Source organism: Erwinia rhapontici (assembly GCF_020683125.1).
GTDB classification, from domain to species: domain Bacteria; phylum Pseudomonadota; class Gammaproteobacteria; order Enterobacterales; family Enterobacteriaceae; genus Erwinia; species Erwinia rhapontici.
In genome coordinates this window covers 1,215,400-1,237,989 of sequence record NZ_CP085627.1, presented here as the reverse complement: position 1 = coordinate 1,237,989, position 22,590 = coordinate 1,215,400, and the positions used below count along the sequence as shown (strand labels likewise).

The following is a 22,590-nucleotide window of genomic DNA, read 5'->3' as shown; positions in this document are numbered from 1 at the left end:
TTCCTTGTAAAACCCTGCCAGCCTCAATCAGTACCGTCAGGGGTATAGCATGACTATTCGTTAGCGACTGTGGCGCAGGCGCGGGTTTGCCAGCAGGGCGACAACATCGGCCAGCAGATTCAGCAGGATATAAATACCCGCCAGCAGCAGTGCACAGTCCTGGATAACCGGGATATCACGCTTACTGATACTGTCCACCATGTACTGGCCGAGACCAGGGTAAACGAAGACGTTTTCAACAATGACCACACCGACCATCAGCCAGGCCAGGTTCAGCACAATCACGTTAATGATGGGCCCCCAGGCGTTCGGTAACACATGACGGAACAGAATGGCGGAGGGCGATAACCCTTTCATCAGGGCGGTATCGACATACGCGGCATTCTGCGCACTGACCAGCGCGGCACGCGTCATGTTGCTCATATGCCCGAGAATGGCGAAGATCAGCGTCATACACGGCAAAGCAATGGCCAGCAGGCGATCGCCCAGCGGCATATCGTCAGCAATACTGCTGTTACTCGGCAACCAGAACAGGGTGATAGAGAAGATCAGGATCAGCAGATAGCCGGAGAAAAATTCCGGCAGCGAAACGGCAGCGCGAGTAAACAGATTCAGCAGCCGATCGATCCAGCTTCCCTGGTAGCGCGCGGAGATAAAGCCAATCGTCAGTGCCAGCGGCACCGCGACAATGGCGGTGAAAAAGGCCAGCGACAGGGTATTGGCCAGACGATCAAGCAGCACCGGGGCGATCGCTTCACGGCTGGTAAAGCTGTGACCAAAATCGCCGTGCAGCACGCCGCCCAACCAGGCCAGATAGCGGCCCAGCGCAGGCTGATCCAGCCCCAGCTGTTGATTGAGTGCGGCCACCGCCTGTGGCGTGGCCGTTTGACCGAGGATCGCCGTGGCGGCACTGCCCGGCAGCAACTGGATGCCAGCAAAAATCAGTATCGATACCACCAGCAGCATCACCACACCGGCCAGCAAACGCAGGGCCGTCAGTTTTAACAGGGGAAAGTGACCCTTCCCCCGACGTTCACTAAAATGACTCATTCGCTGTTATGCAAACCACACTTTTTCAGCGGCACGGTTACCGCTCATGGTAAAACCAGGGATAGCAACAAAGCCCTTCACTTTGGTACTGGATGCATCAAGCGCATCGGCGTACAGAGGGATAATTTCACTGCCCTTCTCCACCAGCATCACCTGAATGTCATGATAGATCTGACGGCGCTTCTGCTCATCTTGCTCACCACGTGCAGCAGTGACTAACTGGTCAAACGCAGGCTCTTTCCATTGCGACTCGTTCCACGGGGCATTGCTGGTGAACACCAGCGACAGCAGCGCATCGGCCGTCGGACGCAGCGACCAGTTGGACGAAACAAAAGGTTTCTTCATCCAGACGTTATCCCAGAAGGCATCGTCCGGCACGCGTTCCACTTTCAGCGGAATGCCAGCACGTTCAGCCGAGTTCTGATACAGCTGGCCAGCATCGACCGCACCCGGGAAGCCAGCTTCAGCCACCGACAACACCAGCGGACCGCTGAAGCCACTTTTCTGCCAGTGATATTTCGCCTTTTCCGGGTCATACGGACGCTGCGGAATGTCTTTAGCAAAGTACGGGCTGGACGGGAAAATCGGGTTATCGTTCGCAACAGTACCGTAGCCACCCAGCACGGTTTTAATGATCTGTTCGCGGTCGATGGCGTATTTCAGCGCCAGGCGGCCATCCAGGGTGTTAAAGGGAGCTGCAGTTGCCAGGCCCGGGAAAGTGAAAATCTGGCTGTCGCGTGAGCGCAGCAGCTGAATAGTCGGCATGTTTTTCAGGCGATCAACAATGCGCGGATTCACACGGTTGATGATGTGCGCAGAACCGCTGGCAAGGGCCGCCACTCGTGCCGTGGAGTCATTCATTGCCAGTGTTTCAACGGAGTCAACGTGACCGCGCGCCGGGTTCCAGTGGTTTGGATTACGCTTCACCAGCGTGCGCACGCCAGGCTTAAAGCTTTCGAGGATGAACGCGCCCGTCCCGATGCCTTTATCAAAGTTCTCGTTTTCTGCGGTGATGGCAAAATGGACATCGCTCAGCAGCGCAATAAACTCCACATTGGGTTCTTTCAGCTTGATGGTCACCTGGTCAGGTGAGGTAGCCTCCAGCGAGACGACCGGCTCCAGATAGCCTTTGACCGATGAGCTCGATTTCTCATCACGGTGATGATTCAGTGAATAAACCACGTCTTTCGCCGTCAGCGTGCGGCCATCGTGGAACTGAACCCCTTTACGGATATTCAGCACCCAGGTTTTGCTGCCATCGTGGGTTTCCCAGCTTTCCGCCAGTGAGGGGGTGATTTTGCCCTGCTCATCCACTTCGGCCAGGCAGTTAAACAGCTGTGAACCGACAAAATACATATAGGATTCAAACCAGAATGCCGGATCGATGCGGTCAGTGCTGGAAGCGTTATCCATACCGACAATCAGATGCCCCCCTTTTTTGGGGGTGGCCGGTGCGGCTTCAGCCGCCCACAGCGATTGTAATGGCAGACCGGAACAGGCCGCCGCAACGGAGAGCGCACCGGTAGTTTTAATAAAGTCGCGACGATTCATGATGTTGTTTTTTCCTGGTTTTTTATTATTTTTTTCCGCCGAAGCGGTAAAGAATAGCGTATTTACTTCAGCGCAGAGGCCAGACGCTGAATATGTTCAGGGCCAATCCCGCAGCAGCCCCCCACCAGCGTAGCACCCGCGCCCACCCACTCCTGTGCCCAGTGCAGATAGCCTTCCGGGTGAGTGTCTTTACGTAAACCACTCAGACCTTCGTTCGCCCCGCCACCGTTGCTGCCGTGCTCAAACGCATTGGCATAAACGCCAATACCCGCCGGGGAGCCAAGGCGTTTCAGGGTCGTCGCCGCCTGCTGTACAGCAGAGATCATCACTTCCGGGTGGCTACAGTTAAACAGGACGTTGGCCGCCCCCAGCTCGACCGCTCGGGTGACAGCGGCGGAGACGCTTTCCCCTGAACGCAATGTACTGTCGGCCTGCGGCTGGTCAGGATCGTCGTGCAGACTGAATGACAGCCATAAAGGCTGGGGCTGACCGGATATCGCTTCGTGAATAGCCTCGGCTTCGGCAATCGAACTGATGGTTTCACCCAGCCAGATATCCACATAAGGTGCCTGGGCGTTGACCAGCACGCGATGGATCTCCAGCGCAAGTGGCGCGTTAAACAGATCGGGACGGTAGGATCCCAGGGCCGGAGGTAAGCTGCCAGCAACCTGTACCGGATGCACTGCGGCATCGGCGGCCTGACGGGCCAGTTGCCCTGCCAGGGTGGCCAGGCGCTGAGCATCAGCGGCAAAGCGTTCGTCACCAATATGGAAAGGAACAACCGCATAGCTGTTGGTGGTGATGGTGCCTGCCCCGGCAGCAATATAGCTGTCGTGCACTTCGCGCACGCGCTCAGGGGCTTCATACAGGGCCAGTGCCGACCATTCAGGTTGACGGAATGGTGCACCCACCCGGGCCAGTTCGCGTCCCATTCCTCCGTCCAGAATCTTTATATGCTGCGTCATTGGCCTGTTCCCATTCAGAATTTTCTAATCTCTGCATGCTACATAAATTGATGGCTACATGTCCAGACGTCTATAAGCTTAAATTCAGGAGTGTTAAGTACACAGAGGCAAGTATGCAGATAAATGATGAGCAATGAAGAATTAAAACAGCAGTTTTGCCAGCCCAAGGCCCAGGGCAAGCAGTCCAAGCTGCGAGGAGGCAAACCACTTAGTTTGCAGTGCCAGTGACTGATGCAGTTCGGTACGCAGACTTTCCATTTTAAGGTCGATCTTTTTATCAAGCCGCATAATATCCTCCCTGGTGGCATAGTTGGACTTGATCACCGCCACATCGATTTTCAGTGTGCCGACATCCTTCTTCAGTTCACTGACATCCTCTTTCAGGATGTGCACATCGTCTTTAAGTCGGCTGACATCGTGCTTTAACAGACCAACATCTTGCTGTAGCAAGCCAACATCCTTCTGTAAATTACCGACATGTCCTTCCAGTTTTCCTACACGAGTATCCATTCTTTTTCTCCCTGATATGAATGTTTTTCATACTGAGAGGGCCAATAATAAGTGAAGTCAGGGAGCGATAACAAGCCAGATGAGGGGATATTTTGCGGCCTGCGCCGGGAAAATGGAATGTAACGCCATGCAACGAGAAAAATATAAACACGAATTAAATGAATAATTTACGGTTTAAAGTAAGCAATCAGGATAAGAGGGGGGAAGGTGAATGTCGGTGGCGGGTGCCACCGACAGCGGTAGATTAACGATGGCCTAATACGTTGCCGAGAATGATCGAGGTGATCACCCCGGTGGCCGCCGCAATCAGCACGTAATTACCGTCAACATAGGCCCAGTGTTCGCCGCGTGGCGGTTCATACAGGCCACGATGGTGCCAGTCATCAACGCGGTAATCATCCCCGCGAAAGCGCTCGGGAGCAGGATGACCACGACGGAAATCATGACCGTTCCAGGCAAAATGGTCACGCTCATCAGGGCCACCCCGGCCACGATCGCCATGACCCCGATCGTCATGGCCACGATAGTTATCATGATCGCCGCCACCACGACGGTCGTCTCCGCGGTTGTCGCGCCCGCGATCCTGATGCCACTGTTGATCCGGGCCGTTGCCCGGCCCCTCTGCATGGGACAGGGTGGAGAAAAGGCTGCTTGCTGTGAAAAGACTAATCATCAAAGTCAGTGTTGTTTTTTTCATCTTGATATCCTCAGTTGCTCACGACCTGCGAACTGCCGCAACATCAATATCGGGGATACCACAACACTTCCCTATCTCACGAACTCCTAAACGGGGCTAATTAGCGTGTTTTTTTCACAGCCTTAACAGATTCCTTACCTTCACGCGGTGAGAACCTCGGGTTCAGACTTAATTTTCCAGCTGATAGTCGAGGGTAATCTCAGCACTGAGTAGTTTTGACACCGGGCAACCCGCTTTTGCCTGCTGAATAATCGTATCAAAAGCCGCTTTCTCAATACCTGGAAGCTTCACCTTACTTTGCAGGGCCACTTTGGTGATGGCAAAACCGCCCTCCACTTTGTCCAGGGAGACATCAGCGGTGGTATCAATGCTTTCAGGTGTGTGGCCCGCATCGCCCAGCATCAGCGATAGCGCCATGGAGAAACAGGCAGCATGTGCGGCCCCAATCAGCTCTTCGGGGTTGGTCCCCGCTTTACCTTCAAAGCGTGTATTGAAACCATAAGGCTGTTGGCTTAACGCCCCACTTTCGGTTGAGACGGTGCCTTTCCCCTGCTTGATATTGCCTTCCCAGTGCGCCTGTCCTTTCTTATGAATGGTCATTGTTATCCTCCGGTTATTTAACATCAGCTACCAGTATAGACGCTTTCACCGGGAACGACGGCACAGCGGCGCGCCACCAGCAGGCGCTGTCCGCAGAATGCCATGGGTGACGCCGCCTGCGGCCACACCTGAAGTAATTCAAATCCAGACTGTTGCAGCACCTGATGACAGTGCGCTTCCGCACCGCTCCCCCCGCGGAAAGCGGGTTGCCCATACGCCAGCGCCTGCACGGCCGCAGGCGTGACACGATGCAGCAGATGCTCACCGGTATTTTCCACCAGAATTAACGTCGCATTCGCTTTCAGCCAGGTATGCAGTTCCGACAGGCGACGGGCGGCGTCAGGCTGCACCAGCAGATCGCTGGCAAGGACGGCATCATGCCGGGCATCCTGTGGCAATTGGCTGTTGAGGGACTGCCCGGGTTCAGCCGCTATCCATACTGCACCAGCGAGATCGTCAATGGCAGCGCACGCACCCAGCGTCAATAAGCGGGGTGTATCGCACGCATCCAGCAGGCAGGGCAGCACGCTGGCGATGATCCCGGTAAAGTAATCATCAATAATCCCCGCATGGTGATGTAACTGATGCAGGCCTGTCAGGCTGGCTGGCTGCAAAGCCAGAGAAGGCGTGCGCAGCCAGTCATCGATGCATTCATGCTGGCTGAACAACGCCTCGGCCAGCGGTTCAGCATCGTCAAGCCAGGCCATCAACTGACGCAGGCGATGCCGGGCGTCATCAATTCCCTGTTCCAGCCGCATCTCAGCAGGAGCGCAGTCTGCCAGCGACCAGCGCTCATCCTCACATTCCAGCATCCCCTCCTCTTCCAGCACCTGATGCCAGTGTTGGAGCAGTTCGCTGTAGCAATCCGCAATCCGCAGCTGCTGGCTGCGTGATGCAATGTGCCAGCTTCCTGCATCACAAAATCCCAGGCGTTGCAGGGTTTGTAACATCAGTAGCGGTGCCAGACTTTCACTTTCGGCGAGAAAAGCAGCCAGCGACGCACGCCGCTGGCTGTCAGGCAACTGCGCCGCGGCAGCTTCTCCTGCCCGCTGCCAGTCGGGGATGAGGCTATTGTTGAGCGTTGTCATTGTCGTTCCTGTGCGTGACCGCCCGTTATCAGGGGATAAGTGAGGGTAAGTTACTGGTGATAATGATTGTTATTTCGCTTTATCGTGCAATGTTCGTGGAGGGGGTGCAAGGATTTTGTTCGAGGGGGCAGATCACGATCACAGGCCGACCATCACTGAAGGTCGGCCTGTCAGGCAAGAGAATAAAGGGGATGTTGAAGCGCTTACGTCACGCTATTTTTTCAGACTCTCCCTGACCTCTTTGACTTGATCCGCGCTCACCGCATCCGCCTTATTACTCCAGCCCTGACGAATAAAGGTCGCCAGTTGCGCCACCTCATCATCGCTCAGGCGGCCGGCAAAGCCTGGCATTACCAGCGTGGAGGGGGCTTTTGCCGTAGAGGGCTGCTGTGCCCCGGCCAGGATGGTGTGGATCAGCCCGGTCGGGTCGCCAGCATTGACGATAGTCGCCTGATCCAGCTCAGGGAAGATACGTGGTGCGCCCTTACCGGTGACAAAGTGGCAGGCACCACAGTTATCCAGATAGAGACGCTCACCTGGGGTGAGGTTCTTCGCCGCAGTCAGTTTCGCTTCCGTAGCACTGACTGTCGTACTTGCCGCCGCGGGTGCTGCCGGATTACCGCCAATAAACTTCAGATAGGCGCTGATGGCTTTCAGATCCGCTTCGGTCATCCACGACGTGCTGTGCTCGATCACCGAGGTCATCTCACCGCCTACCGCTGCTTTATCGTTACGCCCGGTCGCCAGATATTCGACGGTTTCCTGCTCGCTCCAGCGCGGCAGACCGCGCAGAGAAGGCACTTCCCAGCCGTTCAGGCTACCGCCGGAGAGGAATGTACTGTCGCTGCTGTCGAGCGCTTTCTCATTCATCGCCAACCCACGCGGCGTATGGCAGCTGCCGCAGTGGCCGAGGCTTTCGACCAGATACGCACCGCGATTCACTTCTGCTGTTGCGCCGCCAATCGGCTGGAAGGGCTTATCGCTGGCAAAAGCCCAGTTCCAGAAACGCATGCCCCAGCGCTGGCTGAACGGGAAGCTGAGATCGGTTTCTGGCGGCTGCTCGTCACTCGCTTTCACTCCCTGCATAAAGTACGTGTACAGCGCATGCATATCCGCGTCGGTGATTTTTGCGTAAGCCGGATAAGGCATCGCCGGATAGAGACGCGTCCCGTCAGGCAACACGCCTTTACGCACGGCATCCGAGAACTGCTGCTCACTGTAGTTGCCGATGCCGTGCGCTTTATCCGGGGTAATATTGGTGGAGTAAATCGTACCGAGGTTCGACTCAATCGCCAGCCCACCGGAGAACGCCGGTTTACCCGGAATAGTGTGGCAGGCACCGCAGTCGCCAAGCCGGGAAATATACTCGCCCTGTTTCACCAGACTATCATCGGCCTGGGCCATCGAAGCAAAAGTGCCTGCCAGCAGGACGGCATTCGCAAGCAGTAAACGTTTGAAATTGATCATCGTCATCTCCTTATGCCTGCACCATCGGGCCGGGGTTTTTCAGGTAAATCTCTTTGATCGCCTGCGCCGCCATCAGCGTGATCGCCCCGATGGTATCGGTCGGATTCGCCTGGAAGTTCTGCGGGAAAGCATTGCCGCCCGGCACAAAGACGTTATGCACATCCCAGCTCTGCAGGTACTTGTTCAGCGCCGAGGTTTTCGGGTTATCGCCCATCACCGCGCCACCAACGTTATGGGTGGAGACGTATTTGGTCAGGTCAAAGTGGGCATCCATCGGCAGGAAGCTTTCGCTGTAACTGTCCGGGTTAAGCTCTTTAGTAATGTTGCTGACGATGCCTTTCAGGTGCTGCTGTAATTTCAGCTCGTTCTGTTTCCAGTCGAACGTCATACGCAGCAGCGGATAGCCATAGTCATCGGTGTAGTTCGGGTCGAGATCGAGGTAGATATCGCGATACGACATGCAGGTGGTGGTGATGCTGATCTTCATCGAGTGGCCGTACCACTCTTCCATCCCTTCTTTCCAGCCTGCGCCCCAGGCCGGTGTCCCTTTTGGCAGTGCGGTACTGATCGGCGTACCGGTGGCCTGTGAACTGTGGATCTTGGCTCCGCCGATGAATCCCAACCCCGGGCCATCAAAGTTGCCCGGTGAGATGTCGTTAAACATCTGCCCTGTGGCCCCCGCCGTAGCGAACGGATTGAAGTTTTTATCTTTGAAGAACAGCGTGGCACCGCCGTTGCTGAGGAAAGCGTAGTTACGTCCAATCACGCCCTCTTCCGTCAGCGGGTTATAAGGCTGGCCGATGCCGGAGAGCAGCATCAGGCGGACATTGCAAAACTGGAAGCTGCTCAGCACCACAATCTTTGCAGGCTGGAAGCATTCGTTGCCGTCTTTATCGATGTAGATCACGCCTTTCGCGGTTTTCTTATCATCATGCAGCACCACTTTCATCACGTTGGCGTGGACTTCGTAGGAGAAGTTATCCATGCGCTTCAGTGCATCCATCACCGCCGTCTGCGGTGAGGCCTTAGAGTAGTTCAGACACGGGTATTTACTGCAATAGCCGCAGTAATTACACGGCGCAATCTGGTTACCGTACGGGTTTGTCCAGGCACGGGAAACACAGGCTGACGGGTTGGGGAACGGGTGATACCCCAGCTTCTTCGCCGCCTTAACAAACATTGTGTTGTTCAGCGTGTCATCCAGCGGCGGCAGCGGGAACGGATTAGCACGCGGGCCTTCGAACGGATCGCCCCCTTCGAGGATCTGCCCGCGCAGGTTGCCGGTTAAACCGGACTGGCCGCAGATCATCTCAAACTTCTCGTAATAGGGTTCGATCTCTTCCCAACTGAACGGGAAGTCCATAATGCGCATATCGTCCTGCAACACGCCCGGTCCGTAGGCCTGGTCAGCATAGGTTTTCAGTTTAAGATCGGTCGGTGTCGGACGGATCAATACCGCAGTCCAGTGCAAACCCGAACCGCCCACGCCGTTACCCGGGCAAAAAGCGCCCCATTTGCGCGTTGGCAGCGCGGTCTGGCTCATGTTGTAACGCACCGTCACCGCCGCTTCTGCTGGCGTGGCCATCACTTTGTTACGCACGGCGTAGGCATATTCATCGGCTGGCTTGGGGTAGGCAAACTCTTCGTAACCGCGATCGGCTCCGCGCTCCAGCGCCCGCACTTTCAGTCCGGCCATCGCCAGCTCAATGCTCATCAGCGAGCCAGCCCATCCCAGGCCGACAACGACAACGTCGACTTCTTCTTTATTAATTTGTGACATATTCAACCCTTTCAACCCTTCATTTTTCGCGCCGCAGATGCGTTGGCTGCCTTCATTCACCCTGGTCACTTACTTCAGTAAGCTCCCAGGGATTCATTCAATTGCCGCCTTCCTGCAACACGAAATATTTTGGGTGTCATTTACAAAAATACGAAAAAAGTCTCAGTGAACTCAGGCGCGTTCGCCCTTGATGCTGACCGGGCCAAGTGGATAGGGAATGTTGTGCTGCTTCACCCATTCCAGATAACTGGCACGGGCGCCCGGGAAGCCGATAGCAATCCACGCTTTCATCCCTTTATTGCCGCCGTACATTGGATCGGAGAGATAGCCGTGTTTGGCATCGGACAGCAGCCCGCTGAAGAACTGAGAGGCTTTCAGGTCGGCTTCGCCCAGCTCAGCGAAGTGGATATCGTTTTTTTGCAGTTGGGTCAGAACGCTGTCTTTATCCTGCGATGACAACTGATGGAACGGTTTCTGGTAGGTCTGCTGGCACCACTGGTTAGCCAGTTTGATACCGGTTTTATAGATCTGCTGCGGGCGGAACGGGATCTGGTAACCCATGGTGGCAGGCGCTTTGGTATCAAACGGCCCTTTCATATAGATCTCATCACCGAGATCGCCATGCATCTGTTGATCGATAAAGATCGGCACATTGGTTTCCAGCGCGCCCGGCGCTTTGCCTTTGCCTCCGGCAGGGATCAAACAGTCACAGGCGGCAAGAATAAACTGCCACTCATCCTGGCTGAAGAAGATCGGCTGATAATCTGCCAGTTCCGGCGCTGCCATCTCGGCTGCCTGTGCGGCGGTCAGGCCTTTAAAGACCATCTCACCTAACGGCAATGCCAACAGCGACCCGAGTAAAAACTTACGGCGGGTAGTTTCTTTTTGAAGGAGCATTTTGACGACTCTCACACACTCAGAAAAAGACACCGATGGAGCACGTGTCATTAAGGTTAAAGAACTGTTTTTATCTGTTTACATTGCCGCAATGTTAACGATACAAAAGTGTCAAAATGTAACAATTGAAGTGGTGATATTTAAACTTAAGATGAAGTGTTTCTTCTAACATTTCATAACAATGCCATTATGAAGAGAAGGGATTAAAGCCGGGGATTTATCGGAAATTCAGGGATAGTAAAAGAAAAAAAAGCCGTAAAACGGCGCTTATTTGATTACAGTGGGAAATAATACCCACACAAAATAAAGTCATATAATGATTGTTTCATTCCAGCGTAACACTGCCTGCCAGACGTTAACCGGAGTCACGAACCACCATGGTGAACCCTAAATCGACCACCGCCTCTGCGGGCATGACGCCTTCTATTTTATTAGCCAGCAGCATCGCGGCATCTTCACCCATTTTTACCCTGTCGATAGCTACTGTCGTGATCGCGGGCCGGTTGGCCGCGGCGAACGCTAAATCGCCAAAGCCGATAACAGCAAGCTGATCCGGTACACTCAGCCCACGTGCTTCAGCCTCCATGATCACGCCCTGCGCTAAGGTGTCAGAACTGCAGATAATCGCATCGAACTTATCCCCCTGAGCAAGTAACTGATGCAAACCCTGTCGACCGGCACCGAGCGACGTTGGCACCGGGGCATTGACCCCGCGAATACGGCTTCCTGGCAGCCCCTGCATCACATCGGATAGCCCTTTACGCCGCTGCCTGGCGCGACGATCGCCGGCCCACACCAGACCCAGGCTCAGGTAGCCCTGTTGCAGACAGTAGTGACCCAGTTGGGTGCCGACTTTTTCATGAGAAAACCCGACCAGCATGTCCAGCGGCGTTGGCGTGAGATCCCAGATTTCCACCACCGGCAGGCCAATATTGAGAATGGTTTTGCGCAGTTCAGGACTGTGATGAATGCCGGTCAGTATCATGCCGTCGGGGCGGCGCGAAAGGATGGTGGCAACAATAGACGCTTCGCTGTCCGGAGAGTATCCGGTGACACACAGCAGCATATGGTAGCCACGCAAGGCCAGACGATCGCTGATCGCCTGTACGGTATCGACAAACATACTGTTGTTAATTTGCGGAATCACTACGGCAATCAGGCGGCTACGTTTGGACGCCAGCCCCCCTGCCAGCATATTGGGGATATAGCCGGTGATCTGAATCGCTTCCATCACCCTGGCAACGGTGGCAGGCCGTACCACCTGCGGTTTGTTAATGGCACGGCTGACGGTCATCGGAGATAATCCCGCGACACGGGCAACATCCTCAAGCGTAGGGGTTTTTACCGTGGCAGGGTCAGGATTTTCCATCTGGCATCCGATAACTAAAATGTTTGCGCTATCATTTTGCCACAAAACCGCACAGTGAAACAGGGCTGAACAACATGCCTGAGGGCGGGCTGATTATGTTACACTCAGCGCCGCCCGAAAGCCTGGCTCCCGGCTTTCCCCCGATCCCATTGTGAAAGGTGTTATGCCGTGAATAAAAGAGCAATTGCCCCTGGCCTGATTTTTGTTGCTGCGATGGCGTTTCTGGTGTGGTTTATCGCCTCCGGCGCGGCAATGCCGGGAAGCTGAGATCAGCTTTCCGGATCTGACGGGCTGACGGCAATGCGCGTGCCTTCAGGAAGATCTCTGATCTGCACGGCAAACTGCGCGCGGGTACGCATGGCATCTTCACTACGTACCGCCTGGAGGTTATCCGGCACGAACTCACCGCCAACAATAAACGGTGTTTTCGGCACCAGGCGATAACCCGCCGGTAATGCCCCGTGCTGATCCTGCCAGTCCAGCGCCAGCGGATAACCCGTTAACACTGAGTACTCTTCCAGAATCAGGGCACTCCAGTGCTCCAGACTTGCCGCCAGCCAGGTGAATTCGCCGGTTTCCGGCTCAAAGCTGAACACCCCGTCCTGCCGCAGACAAAACTGCACGCCAAAGATATCTTCAGCAAAGAACAGCGCATCCAGCGCCATATCCTGAAACGCTGAAATCCACAGGTCAGGCTGGTTCCACTGTTGCAGACCGGGTTCACTCTCCGTTGCCTGCCAGGGAAAGATATGCAGCGCAGAAACAAAACCATAGCAGCCGTTTTTAATCGCCAGCAGTTGACGCAGTTCTTCGAGCAGGGCGGGATTAACCGTGGCGCTGAAGTGCATGTCCTGTGGGGCGGCAGCCAGGCTGTCACTACAGAGAGAGAGAAGTTTTGCGGTTGAGGTAGTCATCATACGGCCCTGAGATGTCGACATTTAACAGTGATAAGCCGCTAAGGTTAACATCAACAACAGGCCAGGGGAAAACGCTCGACGGGTTTAGTTCTGTATCGCAGTGGCAGGCAGACAAACCATCTGGGATTTACAGAAAATACAGTTGGCACCATGGGGATTTTTTGCGGTGATACTGAAAGGCGAGAAGCGGTACTGACATCCGTGACAAGACGGACACTGATATTTAATATTTTGGATAATAGACCTACATATTTTTATTTTAAGAGGAATTTTTATTGGTACGGGCAAGACGTTAACACAGTTTTTACATTCCGTCTGTTTTATCTTCGCGATGCAGTAAATCCTGATAGAGCTCACTCAGCACGCCATCTGGGGCAAACTGCTGTTTTATCCACAATGCGACCTGTCCGCTGGCGGGCTGGCGGATAGCCAACAGCAGCCGTGAATCCTGGCGGGGGTTCATCACCTCACGCGTTACCAGCTTCTCCCCGGCGTCGCGCACAATATAGTCCGGCAGAAAGCCAATGCCCTCCCCCAGAATCTGACACTGACATTTGGTGTTGAAATCAGGCACCAGAACCGCCTCCTGCCCGTGCAGCAGCCAGCCAACACGCTGGTTCAGCATCTGTGCCGTGTCGGCCACCATAATATTGGTATAGCGCCGCATCTGACCTTCACTGATGGGCTGAGGCAATGCGGCCAGCGGATGATGGGGCGCGATCGCAAACTGCCAGTGCACATAGCCGATATCAAGACAGTCAATGCCATCCCTGTCCAGCGGCACATCCGGTGCCCCCATCGCCAGCGTTGCCTGGTGATGGATAAACGCATCCCAGACGCCGTTATACACTTCCTGAGTGACCGTCACCTGACAGGTGGGGAACTGCTTTTTCAGCAGCTGTAGCAGCCGGGCAGTGTGATGCGGGGTATACAACAGATGGTTGATGCAAATACGCACCCTGGCCTCTACGCCCTGGGCGATAGCATCGACACCGTATTGAATGGCACCGAAATCGTTAAGTAGCGTCAGCGCCTTACGATAAAAGTAGTCGCCGGACTCCGTCAGTTCAATCCGGCGGGGATGGCGCACAAACAGCGGAACACCCAGCCCGGTTTCAATGCGTTTAATGGTGTAGCTGACCGCTGAAGTGGTGACCCCCAGCTCAATCGCCGCCTTACTGAAGCTGGCACACTGCACCACGGTGACAAACACCTGCAAATTCTCTTCACTAAAAATGGAGTTCATCGCACATTCCCTCGTGTTCCGGTTTCATTGATTATTATTCAACAAGAAAGGCCTTTCAGGTGAATTATTTTTACACGGATATCACCGTCTTTCACTGGCTGCTATTGTCGTTTCCTGGACCATCACTTGCTTATCCGGGAATCTGTATGTCATTTGCACATCCTGACTTTTCCACCTCCAACGACACACTACAGGCACGCTTCCTCCGTGCTGCCCAACAGGGCGAGCAGGATATCTTGCAGCAGTGTCGGGATCAGGGCGTGGATCTCAACGTCACCACCGCGCAGCGCACCAGCGCCATCACGCTGGCGGCACAGCACCAGCACTATGCCTGCGTCGCCTGGTTGATCGAGGCGGGCGCCGATATTAATCAGCAGGACGATACCTGTTTGAATCCGTTTTTGCTCGCCTGCCTGAATAACGATCTCACTCTGCTGCGCCTGCTGCTGCCTGCGGCACCCGACCTCACCCGGGTGACACGCTTTGGCGGCATTGGCCTGACGCCCGCCAGCGAAAAAGGCCATGTTGAGATCGTGCGCGAGTTACTGTCCCGCACCACCATCAACGTCAACCACACTAATTTCCTCGGCTGGACACCGCTGCTCGAAGCCATCCTGCTGAATGACGGTGGCGCAAAGCAGCAGGAGATCGTTCAGCTATTACTGGATAACGGTGCCAGCCCGCACCTGACGGATAAGTACGGTAAAACCCCTCTGCAACTGGCGCGTTCACTGGGTTATGACGCCATTGCTATACAGTTAATCCATGCAGGAGCCCGTGATGAATAAGCCCGATCAGCAGCGTCGTACCTTTCTCAGCCACGGCAGTAAAATGCTCGGTGCCTGCGCCATCCTCGGTGCAGGCCCCCCGCTTGCCATTGCCGCCGGATCGTCTGTCTTCACCGAACAGGAAACGCCCATGACCACCGTTGGCGCCCGCCACTATTACCTTGATAACGTCCTGCTGGAAACCGGCTTTCACTACCAGGAGGGGGAAGTGGTCGCCACCCGCACCGCGTTGCACTGCCTGGAAATCAATAACGGCAAGATCGTTGCTGTACGTGCTAACGCAGTACGCCCGGATGCCAGCCTGACGCGGGTTGATGCCGGAGGAAAACTGCTGCTGCCCGCCATGCGCGATATGCATATCCATCTGGATAAGACCTTCTATGGTGGCCCGTGGCGCGTGCAGTCACGCCCGGCAGGGACCACCATTAAACAGATGATTGCACTGGAGCATCGCCTGCTGCCAGAGCTGGCGCCCCACACACAGGAGCGGGCGGGTAAACTGATCGACCTGCTGCAATCAAAAGGTTCCAGCGTGGCGCGGAGTCACTGCAATATCGAGCCGGTTTCCGGACTGAAAAATCTGGAAAACCTGATGGCGGTACTGGAACGCCGTCGATCCGGTTTTACCTGCGAGATCGTCGCCTTCCCCCAGCACGGGTTGCTGCTGTCAAAATCTGAACCACTGATGCGCGAAGCGATGCAGGCCGGAGCGCACTACGTCGGCGGGCTGGATCCCACCAGCGTTGATGGCGATATGGAAAAATCCCTCGATACGATGTTTCAGATCGCCGTCGACTATGGCAAAGGCGTGGATATCCATCTGCATGAAACCAGCCCGGCCGGGGTGGCCGCCATCAATTATATGATTGACCGGGTGGAAAAAACGCCGCAGCTGAAGGGCAAAGTCACGATCAGCCACGCATTTGCACTGGCCACCCTCACACCACAGCAGGTAGAAGAGACCGCACAGCGTCTGGCCGCGCAGCAGATCAGCATCGCCTCAACGGTGCCGATTGGCACGCTGCATATGCCGCTGAAACAGCTTCAGGATAACGATGTTTTTGTGATGACCGGCACCGATAGCGTGATCGACCACTGGTCGCCCTATGGCCTGGGCGACATGCTGGAGAAAGCCAACCTGTACGCTCAGCTCTATGTGCGCCCGGGTGAACTGGCGCTGTCGCGCGCGCTGGCAATTGCTACCGGGAACCGCCTGCCGCTAAATGATAAAGGCGAGCGCGTCTGGCCCGTGGAACAGGACGAGGCCAGTTTTGTGCTGGTCGATGCCTCCTGTTCGGCAGAAGCGGTGGCGCGCATTTCACCACGCACCGCCACCTTCCATCAGGGGAGTTTGGTCTGGAGCACGCTCAATAAGGTGTAATCCCCCGGTAGACAAAAGTTTACATGCGTAACCATTGTTAAACGCGACCGTTTGATTAAGATGGTCGCTCTTTTCAAATGGGGCGGGTAATGGCAACACGACAACGCATCGCAATGGGCTTTCTGGCGCTCGCCTGCCTGGTCATACTGGTCTGTATGGCACAGCGCATGGCAAGCCTGCACGCCCTGCAAATGCCTCCAACCACGTCGTTCAGCCTCAGCAATACCGCCCCGGACAACGCAGATGACGCGTCGATAACCCCTTGTGAACTCAGCGCCAAAACGCTGCTGCTGGCTGCCCCGCTGCTGTTCGACAGCGTCCTGCCTGCCACGGTCATTCTCCTGTTAGTACTGGCACTGTGCTGTCTTCTCCCATTGATTTTTCCTCCGGCACGCCCCTGTCGTGCGCCGCTACTCCGTATCCATCTGATTAACTGTAATTTCCGCGAATGACACACCGTTCCACCGGTGTCTTTTAATCATTTACGGAGAAATAACATGTTTACGCTTATCAGGAGCTTTGCTCTCCTGCTGCTATTCTGGCTGCCCGCATTGCAGGCCGCTGACAGTGGCTGGCTGCAAAACCCCCAAAACAGTCACGCTCAGGTTCGCCTGCGTGCCGATGCCTCACAGGCCGACCGCACTCGCATCTTGCTGGATATTCAGTTACAGGATGGATGGAAAACCTACTGGCGATCGCCGGGTGAAGGCGGGATTGCCCCGACCATTCGCTGGCAGAATGCCGTAACCCAGGCACACTGGTTCTGGCCTTTGCCGCAACGTTTTAACGTCGCGGGGATCACCACTCAGGGTTATCATCAGCGCGTTACGCTGCCGATTGAACTGTCCGGCCCGGCCCCGAAAAGTCTGGTCGGAACGCTGACGCTCTCCACCTGTAGCAACGTCTGCATCCTCACCGACTATCCGTTCACTATTGATATGACGTCATCTGTTGATGCGTCGTTTGAACATGATTATGCCCAGGCGATGGGCAGCGTACCGATTGAACGCGGCCTTGCTGACACCCTCGTCGCGGGTTATCAACAGGGAGAGCTACAGATTGTTGCCGAACGTCAGGACGGCTGGCAGCAGCCTGCGCTGTTCCTTGACGGGCTGGAGGGTGCCAGCTTTGGCGAACCACGCTTTACCCTCAGAGGTTCAATGCTGATAGCCCGCGTGCCGGTCAGCGATGAATGGGGTGACAACGCACCCGATATCACCGGAAAGAACCTGTCTCTGGTACTGGCGGATAACGGCCTGGCGCAACAGATTACCCTGTTGGTTGATGAAGGATGGGGACAGCGCTCCCCGGTGTTGCCGCTGTGGCAGATGCTGCTGACGGCACTGCTGGGAGGCTTTATTCTCAACCTGATGCCTTGCGTACTGCCGGTGTTGGGCATGAAACTCGGCAGCATTGTTAATACGCCACAGCGCGACCGCCGCAACGTGCGACTCCAGTTTATCGCCTCCAGTGCCGGAATTATCACCTCGTTTATGGTGCTGGCGCTGCTGATGACGGTACTTCGTCTGGGTAATCACGCCCTGGGCTGGGGTATTCAGTTCCAGAATCCGTGGTTTATTGGCTTCATGGTACTGGTGACCCTGCTGTTCAGCGCCAACCTGTTTGGCCTGCTCTATCTGCGCCTGCCATCAGGCCTGAATACCCGTCTGGCAATGTACTCTGGCCGTGGTCCTGGCGAACATTTCTGGCAGGGTGCATTTGCCACGCTGCTGGCCACCCCGTGTTCAGCTCCCTTCCTCGGTACTGCGGTGGCATTTGCCCTGGCGGCACCGCTGCCACTGCTGTGGGTGATGTTTGCCGCCCTCGGCATCGGCATGAGCCTGCCCTGGTTGCTGATTGCCGCCTGGCCCGCCCTGGCGCTGAAGCTACCACGCCCCGGGCGCTGGATGAATGGAGTACGTATCGCCCTGGGAATGCTGATGCTGGCCTCCTGTTTCTGGTTGATCAGCCTGCTGGTGAATCATATTGGCCTGCTCGCCACACTGGCTGTTGCGACCGCGATCGTACTGGTATTGCTCGTCACACTGGTGAAACAGTTCGGCCTCCGGCGGGCGGCACTGGTCACGGTAGTGCTGTTGCTGGTGGCCGGTGGCGTGTTGCTGGCGGGTACATTCAGCGCGACATCAGATCAGCACAGAATGCAGGATCGGCTTACCTGGCAGCCGCTGACAGAACAGGCGATCCGCCAGGCTCTGGGCGCGAAAAAACGGGTGTTTATTGATATCACTGCCGACTGGTGCGTGACCTGTAAAGCCAATAAATACAACGTATTGCTGCGCGATGATGTGCAGCAGGCGCTATTAGCAGATGATGTGGTGACCCTGCGCGGTGACTGGAGTCGTCCGTCTGAAACGATCACCCATTTCCTGCAACAGCGCGGCAGCGTGGCCGTGCCGTTTAATCAAATTTATGGACCGGGTGCTCCCCAGGGCGTGGTGCTTTCTCCGCTGCTTGACCGTGCCACCCTGCTGAAAACCCTGAATAATGCCAAAGGAATTGAACAATGAAAAAATCTCTGATTGCCCTGTTACTGGTTGCTACACCGCTGTGGGCTGCGGCCCCGTTTACCCCGGAGCAGGAGTCACGGATTAAGCAACTGATCCGCGAAACACTGGTGGAAAATCCACAGATTCTGGCTGAAGCCGCCAATGCTTACGATAAACAGGCACAGGCGCAGCAGGCCAATGTGACTGGCCAGGTGATTGAACAGAACAAGGCGGCACTGTATGACGATGCCGGATCGCCGCGCCTCGGTGCAAAGAATGCGAAGCTGACGCTGGTATCGTTTACCGACTACAACTGCCCTTACTGTAAACAGTTCGATCTGCTGCTGGAAAAAATTGTGCAGCAGTACCCGGACGTTGCCGTGATCATCAAACCGCTGCCATACCGTGCCGAAAGCTCGATGACCGCTGCGCGCGAAGTACTGACGCTGTGGCAACAGCAGCCGGATCGCTGGCTGGCACTGCACCAGCGTCTGATGGCAAAGAAGGGCAACCATGATGACGCCAGTATTCAGGCCGCAGAGAAAAAGCTGGGCGTGACGATAACGCAGCCGGATAAACAGAGCCTGGAGACGGTGAATACCAACCTGAAGCTGGCACAGCATCTGGGCATTGAAGGCACGCCAGCCACGCTGATAGGTAACCGTCTGCTGCCTGGCGCCGTGTCGTATGAAGAGCTGGAGCGTCTGGTGAAACAGCAGCTGGCACAAACGCCATGAGCCGCCTGAAACGTTGGGCACGTGAGATACTGGTACTGGCGCTGCTGCTGGCCGGGGGGATGTGGGTGATGGACAGCTGGCGCGCGCCAAAGGCACCGCTGGCCTTTGCTGACCAGCCATTGCTTACCCTCGACGGGCATGAGGTCACGCTAAAGGCGTTAAGCCAGCAGCGCCCGCTGCTGGTCTATTTCTGGGCCAGCTGGTGCGGTGTCTGTCGCTTTACCACGCCAACGGTGGCTGATATGGCACAGCAAGGCCGCAACGTTATCGGCATTGCGCTACGTTCCGGTGAAAATGACAAGGTGCAGCGCTATTTACAAGCAAAGCAGTATCACATGCCGCTGGTGAACGACCCGGAAGGCAGACTGTCTGCCAACTGGCATATCAGCGTGACCCCAACGCTGGTGATTATTGATAAAGGCAAGGTGGTGGGCACCACTACCGGTTATACCAGTGGCTGGGGCATGCAGCTGCGGCTGTGGTGGGCGGGCCTGAGCTGACCGTCAGAGGTGGATGAGCATTCGCTTGTCCGCCTCACTTAGCACAGGCAATCACCTGACAGCTTGAATTTTTGCTATGCTTTTCCGCACGATCCCTACGCTTCCGACATGACATAAGGCATTCTCATGACAACCCCACAGGCTTTGATTATTGGCGCTTCGCGCGGCATCGGTTTAGGGCTGGCAACGACTCTGGCCGATCGCGGCTGGCAGGTTACCGCCACGACGCGCAAGGACACGCCGGACAGTGCGGTGTCCATCCACTGGCTAACGCTGGATATTAACCTGGCGGATCAGAGAGAAGCGCTGGTGGCGGAGTTGGCTGGCCAGCAGTTTGATGTAGTGTTTATTAACGCAGGCGTCTATGGCCCGGAGCACCAAATGCTGTCGCGTACCCGCGACGAGGAGCTGATGGCGCTGTTTATGACCAACACCTTCTCGCCGCTGCGTTGTGCTGAAGCGCTGCTGCCCCAGCTCAAACCCCGCAGCGGCATTCTGGCGCTGATGACCTCGCAGCTCGCCAGTCTGAATGAGAATCCGGACGCTACGTATCCTCTGTATGCCGCCAGCAAAGGCGCGTTAAATATGCTGGCACGCGGGTTATCGGCGAAGACGGATGCCCAGGGCCAGACGCTGCTCTGCGTTCACCCGGGCTGGGTGCAAACCGATATGGGTGGGACAAATGCCCCACTGACGGTGGCGCAAAGCGCGGGTGGCATTGCCGATCAGCTGGTCGCCTGGCGTGGCAAAGGCGGGCACCACTACATTGATTACAGCGGAAAACTACTCGCCTGGTAAGGCCTTATCGGCATCGACCAGCAGTAATGTGCCGCTGCTGCCGGGCAGTACCCGATGAGGGCTGCCCGGCGGTATCACAAAATAGTCCCCGCTTTTCAGCGCCACGATCTGCCCGTCAATCGCCAGATCCATCTGCCCGTCAATCACCACCAGTAGCTCGGCAAAATGCTCATGCACTTCATCCGGTATCCCCTCTCCGCCCATGCGGATCAGTTTCACATTCGCCTGGCCAATCTTGCTGATAATGGCAGAACGCCACACATCCGGCAGCGCTGCGGCCCCGGTTAATAATGATGCTGCCTGAAACATACCATCCTCCTGTCGGGTGACAGACAGAGATACCCGAAATTTCGCGCAGCAGGAACAAAGATATTTCACTAAGCTTTTCCACACGGCAGTTAGTGACAGTGAAATGACAGTAAGATGAAAGCGTGACTAAAGAAATATTCAGGGAAGACTAAAGTGGAATATCCGATGTGTTAACGTAATAAAAATTAGCTGGAAAACATCTCGTGTAAACAGCAACAATCAGAACATAATCTGTTTTTATCATTGATGATGTTTATGTTTATTGGGATTTATCTCAATTGACATTAACATCGGCCATCCAATACTCCTTGCTTACCGATGAGTTGTTTTATGGCTAACCGTATCGTATCAGGATTAACAGGCATTATTCTGTTAAGCCTGTCACCTTTAACACAGGCAGTCAGCACGGTGTTATCACCGAAAGAGGCCGACTGGGTTGCACCGGAATTCACCTTTAACAGCGGTGAGAAGCTGAAAGACCTGCGCATTCATTACTACACGCTGGGCGACAGTAGTAAACCTGCTGTATTATTACTTCACGGAACTAACCAGCCAATAAAAGCACTATTAGCCGAGGGATTTGGCGGCGAATTATTTGGTGCCGGCCAGGCACTGGATATCAGCAAATATTTTATTATCATGCCGGAAAGTATTGGGTCCGGAAAATCATCCAAGCCGTCCGACGGTTTGCGTATGGCGTTTCCGCACTACGATTATAACGATATGGTCACCGCGCAATATCGTTTAATCAAAGAAGGGCTGGGCATTTCCCATTTACGTCTGGTCATGGGGTATTCGATGGGGGGTATGCAAACCTGGCTTTGGGGTGAAAAATACCCTGGCATGATGGATGCCCTGGTGCCCATGGCTTCGCAGCCTGCTGAGCTGTCCGGTCGTAACTGGATGATGCGCCGTATGTTAATTGAGTCCATCAAGGGCGATCCCGCCTGGGCTGAGGGCAATTACCGTCAGCAGCCCCCTGCGCTGAAAACAGCCAGCATTATGTTCAGTATTGCCACCACTGGCGGCACACTGGCCTGGCAGCATAAAGCACCAACGCGTGCGCTGGCCGATAAGCTGGTTGACGACCGCCTGGCTACCCCGCTTACCGCTGACGCCAACGATTTTATTTATATCTGGGGTTCGTCAGCGAATTATAATGCGCAACTCGCATTAAACCGTATCACCGCCCCCATGCTGATCATTAATTCGGCAGATGATGAACGTAATCCGGTGGAAACCGGCACGCTGAGCCGCGAATTAAACAAGATTAAAAAGGCCGATCTGTGGCTTATTCCGGCCAGTGCAGAGACCAGCGGGCATGGCACCATGATGTCGGCAAAATTTTATAACGAGAAACTGAAGTCATTTTTAGCCAGCACCAGGGAACACGCGAATAATTAACAGCCGTACCTGACCGGAAGTGACCCATG

The 22,590-nt window shown here is 55.3% G+C and carries 24 protein-coding genes; 9 read left to right on the top strand and 15 right to left on the bottom strand.

Annotation, left to right across the window (positions count from 1 at the left end; all coding sequences use genetic code 11):
• Positions 1–60: 60 nt before the first annotated feature.
• The 11 genes from LJN55_RS05845 to LJN55_RS05795 form a co-directional block, all read right to left on the bottom strand.
• On the bottom strand, positions 61–1,050 hold the full coding sequence (locus LJN55_RS05845; protein ID WP_133845665.1) for an ABC transporter permease: 990 nt from the start codon (positions 1,048–1,050) through the stop codon (positions 61–63).
• Between the two features lie 6 nt (positions 1,051–1,056).
• Positions 1,057–2,601 (bottom strand): ABC transporter substrate-binding protein, encoded by a 1,545-nt coding sequence (locus LJN55_RS05840; RefSeq protein WP_227535842.1) that lies wholly within the window; start codon positions 2,599–2,601, stop codon positions 1,057–1,059.
• 62 nt (positions 2,602–2,663) lie between these two features.
• The gene (locus LJN55_RS05835) at positions 2,664–3,566 is read right to left on the bottom strand and encodes a homocysteine S-methyltransferase family protein (RefSeq protein WP_133845667.1); all 903 of its coding nucleotides are present in this window, start codon (positions 3,564–3,566) and stop codon (positions 2,664–2,666) included.
• Positions 3,567–3,707: 141 nt separating this feature from the next.
• Positions 3,708–4,076, bottom strand: a complete 369-nt coding sequence (locus LJN55_RS05830) for a hypothetical protein (RefSeq protein ID WP_227535841.1) — start codon at positions 4,074–4,076, stop codon at positions 3,708–3,710.
• Positions 4,077–4,320: 244 nt separating this feature from the next.
• Complete coding sequence (locus LJN55_RS05825; protein ID WP_133845669.1) at positions 4,321–4,773, bottom strand: RcnB family protein; 453 nt, start codon at positions 4,771–4,773, stop codon at positions 4,321–4,323.
• A 168-nt stretch (positions 4,774–4,941) separates the two neighbouring features.
• Positions 4,942–5,373 carry an OsmC family protein gene (locus LJN55_RS05820; protein WP_159337466.1) on the bottom strand — a complete coding sequence of 144 codons (432 nt, stop codon included), beginning with the start codon at positions 5,371–5,373 and terminating at the stop codon, positions 4,942–4,944.
• A gap of 23 nt (positions 5,374–5,396) precedes the next feature.
• Positions 5,397–6,461 (bottom strand): hypothetical protein, encoded by a 1,065-nt coding sequence (locus LJN55_RS05815; RefSeq protein ID WP_159337467.1) that lies wholly within the window; start codon positions 6,459–6,461, stop codon positions 5,397–5,399.
• Positions 6,462–6,674: 213 nt separating this feature from the next.
• A complete protein-coding gene (locus LJN55_RS05810) occupies positions 6,675–7,934 on the bottom strand; it encodes a c-type cytochrome (protein WP_171148760.1) in 1,260 nt (419 codons plus the stop codon).
• Positions 7,935–7,938: 4 nt separating this feature from the next.
• Positions 7,939–9,708, bottom strand: coding sequence for a GMC family oxidoreductase (locus tag LJN55_RS05805; RefSeq protein WP_171148761.1), 1,770 nt, complete (start codon positions 9,706–9,708; stop codon positions 7,939–7,941).
• 171 nt (positions 9,709–9,879) lie between these two features.
• Entirely contained in the window at positions 9,880–10,605 is a 726-nt protein-coding gene (locus LJN55_RS05800; RefSeq protein ID WP_167864110.1) for a gluconate 2-dehydrogenase subunit 3 family protein, read from the bottom strand.
• A gap of 355 nt (positions 10,606–10,960) precedes the next feature.
• Positions 10,961–11,974: a LacI family DNA-binding transcriptional regulator gene (locus tag LJN55_RS05795; RefSeq protein WP_133845675.1), complete on the bottom strand. Its 1,014-nt coding sequence runs from the start codon at positions 11,972–11,974 to the stop codon at positions 10,961–10,963.
• A gap of 168 nt (positions 11,975–12,142) precedes the next feature.
• On the opposite strand from LJN55_RS05795, the gene LJN55_RS05790 reads away from it, so the two are divergent.
• Positions 12,143–12,241, top strand: a complete 99-nt coding sequence (locus tag LJN55_RS05790; protein ID WP_227535840.1) for a YoaK family small membrane protein — start codon at positions 12,143–12,145, stop codon at positions 12,239–12,241.
• Between the two features lie 2 nt (positions 12,242–12,243).
• On the opposite strand, the gene LJN55_RS05785 is transcribed toward LJN55_RS05790, so the two are convergent.
• The 3 genes from LJN55_RS05785 to LJN55_RS05780 all read right to left on the bottom strand — a co-directional run bounded on the left by LJN55_RS05785 (position 12,244) and on the right by LJN55_RS05780 (position 14,137).
• Entirely contained in the window at positions 12,244–12,891 is a 648-nt protein-coding gene (locus tag LJN55_RS05785; RefSeq protein WP_212813857.1) for an SMI1/KNR4 family protein, read from the bottom strand.
• A gap of 84 nt (positions 12,892–12,975) precedes the next feature.
• Positions 12,976–13,248, bottom strand: a complete 273-nt coding sequence (gene ymcF, locus LJN55_RS24110) for a cold shock small protein YmcF (protein WP_456075896.1) — start codon at positions 13,246–13,248, stop codon at positions 12,976–12,978.
• Complete coding sequence (locus LJN55_RS05780; RefSeq protein ID WP_167864109.1) at positions 13,196–14,137, bottom strand: LysR family transcriptional regulator; 942 nt, start codon at positions 14,135–14,137, stop codon at positions 13,196–13,198. The genes ymcF and LJN55_RS05780 overlap by 53 nt, the downstream gene beginning before the upstream one ends.
• 146 nt (positions 14,138–14,283) lie before the next feature.
• Here LJN55_RS05780 and LJN55_RS05775 point away from each other — a divergent pair, with 146 nt between their 5' ends.
• From LJN55_RS05775 to LJN55_RS05745, 7 genes are all read left to right on the top strand, one after another.
• Positions 14,284–14,925 carry an ankyrin repeat domain-containing protein gene (locus LJN55_RS05775; protein WP_133845678.1) on the top strand — a complete coding sequence of 214 codons (642 nt, stop codon included), beginning with the start codon at positions 14,284–14,286 and terminating at the stop codon, positions 14,923–14,925.
• Positions 14,918–16,306, top strand: coding sequence for an amidohydrolase family protein (locus LJN55_RS05770; RefSeq protein ID WP_227535839.1), 1,389 nt, complete (start codon positions 14,918–14,920; stop codon positions 16,304–16,306). Before LJN55_RS05775 ends, LJN55_RS05770 begins: the two co-directional genes overlap by 8 nt.
• An 89-nt stretch (positions 16,307–16,395) precedes the next feature.
• Positions 16,396–16,758 (top strand): copper resistance protein, encoded by a 363-nt coding sequence (locus LJN55_RS05765; protein ID WP_133845680.1) that lies wholly within the window; start codon positions 16,396–16,398, stop codon positions 16,756–16,758.
• A 45-nt stretch (positions 16,759–16,803) separates the two neighbouring features.
• Entirely contained in the window at positions 16,804–18,834 is a 2,031-nt protein-coding gene (locus LJN55_RS05760) for a protein-disulfide reductase DsbD family protein (protein WP_227535838.1), read from the top strand.
• Positions 18,831–19,550 (top strand): DsbA family protein, encoded by a 720-nt coding sequence (locus LJN55_RS05755; RefSeq protein WP_227535837.1) that lies wholly within the window; start codon positions 18,831–18,833, stop codon positions 19,548–19,550. Before LJN55_RS05760 ends, LJN55_RS05755 begins: the two co-directional genes overlap by 4 nt.
• A complete protein-coding gene (locus tag LJN55_RS05750; RefSeq protein WP_133845683.1) occupies positions 19,547–20,050 on the top strand; it encodes a protein disulfide oxidoreductase in 504 nt (167 codons plus the stop codon). The genes LJN55_RS05755 and LJN55_RS05750 overlap by 4 nt, the downstream gene beginning before the upstream one ends.
• Before the next feature lie 126 nt (positions 20,051–20,176).
• Positions 20,177–20,848 carry an SDR family oxidoreductase gene (locus LJN55_RS05745; protein ID WP_227535836.1) on the top strand — a complete coding sequence of 224 codons (672 nt, stop codon included), beginning with the start codon at positions 20,177–20,179 and terminating at the stop codon, positions 20,846–20,848.
• Here LJN55_RS05745 and LJN55_RS05740 read toward each other — a convergent pair.
• Positions 20,834–21,157, bottom strand: coding sequence for a cupin domain-containing protein (locus LJN55_RS05740; protein WP_167864107.1), 324 nt, complete (start codon positions 21,155–21,157; stop codon positions 20,834–20,836). The genes LJN55_RS05745 and LJN55_RS05740 overlap by 15 nt on opposite strands.
• 330 nt (positions 21,158–21,487) lie before the next feature.
• Between LJN55_RS05740 and LJN55_RS05735 the strand changes: the two genes are divergently transcribed.
• Positions 21,488–22,561 carry an alpha/beta fold hydrolase gene (locus tag LJN55_RS05735; protein WP_227535835.1) on the top strand — a complete coding sequence of 358 codons (1,074 nt, stop codon included), beginning with the start codon at positions 21,488–21,490 and terminating at the stop codon, positions 22,559–22,561.
• Positions 22,562–22,590: the final 29 nt, after the last annotated feature.

Excerpts from the sequence above, each read along its gene's own strand:
- LJN55_RS05805 (WP_171148761.1), bottom strand. The coding sequence starts at position 9,708 with ATGTCACAAATTAATAAAGAAGAAGTCGACGTTGTCGTTGTCGGCCTG.
- LJN55_RS05830 (WP_227535841.1), bottom strand. The coding sequence starts at position 4,076 with ATGGATACTCGTGTAGGAAAACTGGAAGGACATGTCGGTAATTTACAG.
- LJN55_RS05735 (WP_227535835.1), top strand. The coding sequence starts at position 21,488 with ATGGCTAACCGTATCGTATCAGGATTAACAGGCATTATTCTGTTAAGC.
- LJN55_RS05750 (WP_133845683.1), top strand. The coding sequence starts at position 19,547 with ATGAGCCGCCTGAAACGTTGGGCACGTGAGATACTGGTACTGGCGCTG.
- LJN55_RS05810 (WP_171148760.1), bottom strand. The coding sequence starts at position 7,934 with ATGACGATGATCAATTTCAAACGTTTACTGCTTGCGAATGCCGTCCTG.
- LJN55_RS05740 (WP_167864107.1), bottom strand. The coding sequence starts at position 21,157 with ATGTTTCAGGCAGCATCATTATTAACCGGGGCCGCAGCGCTGCCGGAT.
- LJN55_RS05765 (WP_133845680.1), top strand. The coding sequence starts at position 16,396 with ATGGCAACACGACAACGCATCGCAATGGGCTTTCTGGCGCTCGCCTGC.
- LJN55_RS05745 (WP_227535836.1), top strand. The coding sequence starts at position 20,177 with ATGACAACCCCACAGGCTTTGATTATTGGCGCTTCGCGCGGCATCGGT.
- LJN55_RS05820 (WP_159337466.1), bottom strand. The coding sequence starts at position 5,373 with ATGACCATTCATAAGAAAGGACAGGCGCACTGGGAAGGCAATATCAAG.
- LJN55_RS05795 (WP_133845675.1), bottom strand. The coding sequence starts at position 11,974 with ATGGAAAATCCTGACCCTGCCACGGTAAAAACCCCTACGCTTGAGGAT.
- LJN55_RS05780 (WP_167864109.1), bottom strand. The coding sequence starts at position 14,137 with ATGAACTCCATTTTTAGTGAAGAGAATTTGCAGGTGTTTGTCACCGTG.
- LJN55_RS05815 (WP_159337467.1), bottom strand. The coding sequence starts at position 6,461 with ATGACAACGCTCAACAATAGCCTCATCCCCGACTGGCAGCGGGCAGGA.
- LJN55_RS05800 (WP_167864110.1), bottom strand. The coding sequence starts at position 10,605 with ATGCTCCTTCAAAAAGAAACTACCCGCCGTAAGTTTTTACTCGGGTCG.
- LJN55_RS05840 (WP_227535842.1), bottom strand. The coding sequence starts at position 2,601 with ATGAATCGTCGCGACTTTATTAAAACTACCGGTGCGCTCTCCGTTGCG.
- LJN55_RS05785 (WP_212813857.1), bottom strand. The coding sequence starts at position 12,891 with ATGATGACTACCTCAACCGCAAAACTTCTCTCTCTCTGTAGTGACAGC.
- LJN55_RS05825 (WP_133845669.1), bottom strand. The coding sequence starts at position 4,773 with ATGAAAAAAACAACACTGACTTTGATGATTAGTCTTTTCACAGCAAGC.
- LJN55_RS05770 (WP_227535839.1), top strand. The coding sequence starts at position 14,918 with ATGAATAAGCCCGATCAGCAGCGTCGTACCTTTCTCAGCCACGGCAGT.
- LJN55_RS05760 (WP_227535838.1), top strand. The coding sequence starts at position 16,804 with ATGTTTACGCTTATCAGGAGCTTTGCTCTCCTGCTGCTATTCTGGCTG.
- LJN55_RS05775 (WP_133845678.1), top strand. The coding sequence starts at position 14,284 with ATGTCATTTGCACATCCTGACTTTTCCACCTCCAACGACACACTACAG.
- LJN55_RS05835 (WP_133845667.1), bottom strand. The coding sequence starts at position 3,566 with ATGACGCAGCATATAAAGATTCTGGACGGAGGAATGGGACGCGAACTG.
- LJN55_RS05845 (WP_133845665.1), bottom strand. The coding sequence starts at position 1,050 with ATGAGTCATTTTAGTGAACGTCGGGGGAAGGGTCACTTTCCCCTGTTA.
- LJN55_RS05755 (WP_227535837.1), top strand. The coding sequence starts at position 18,831 with ATGAAAAAATCTCTGATTGCCCTGTTACTGGTTGCTACACCGCTGTGG.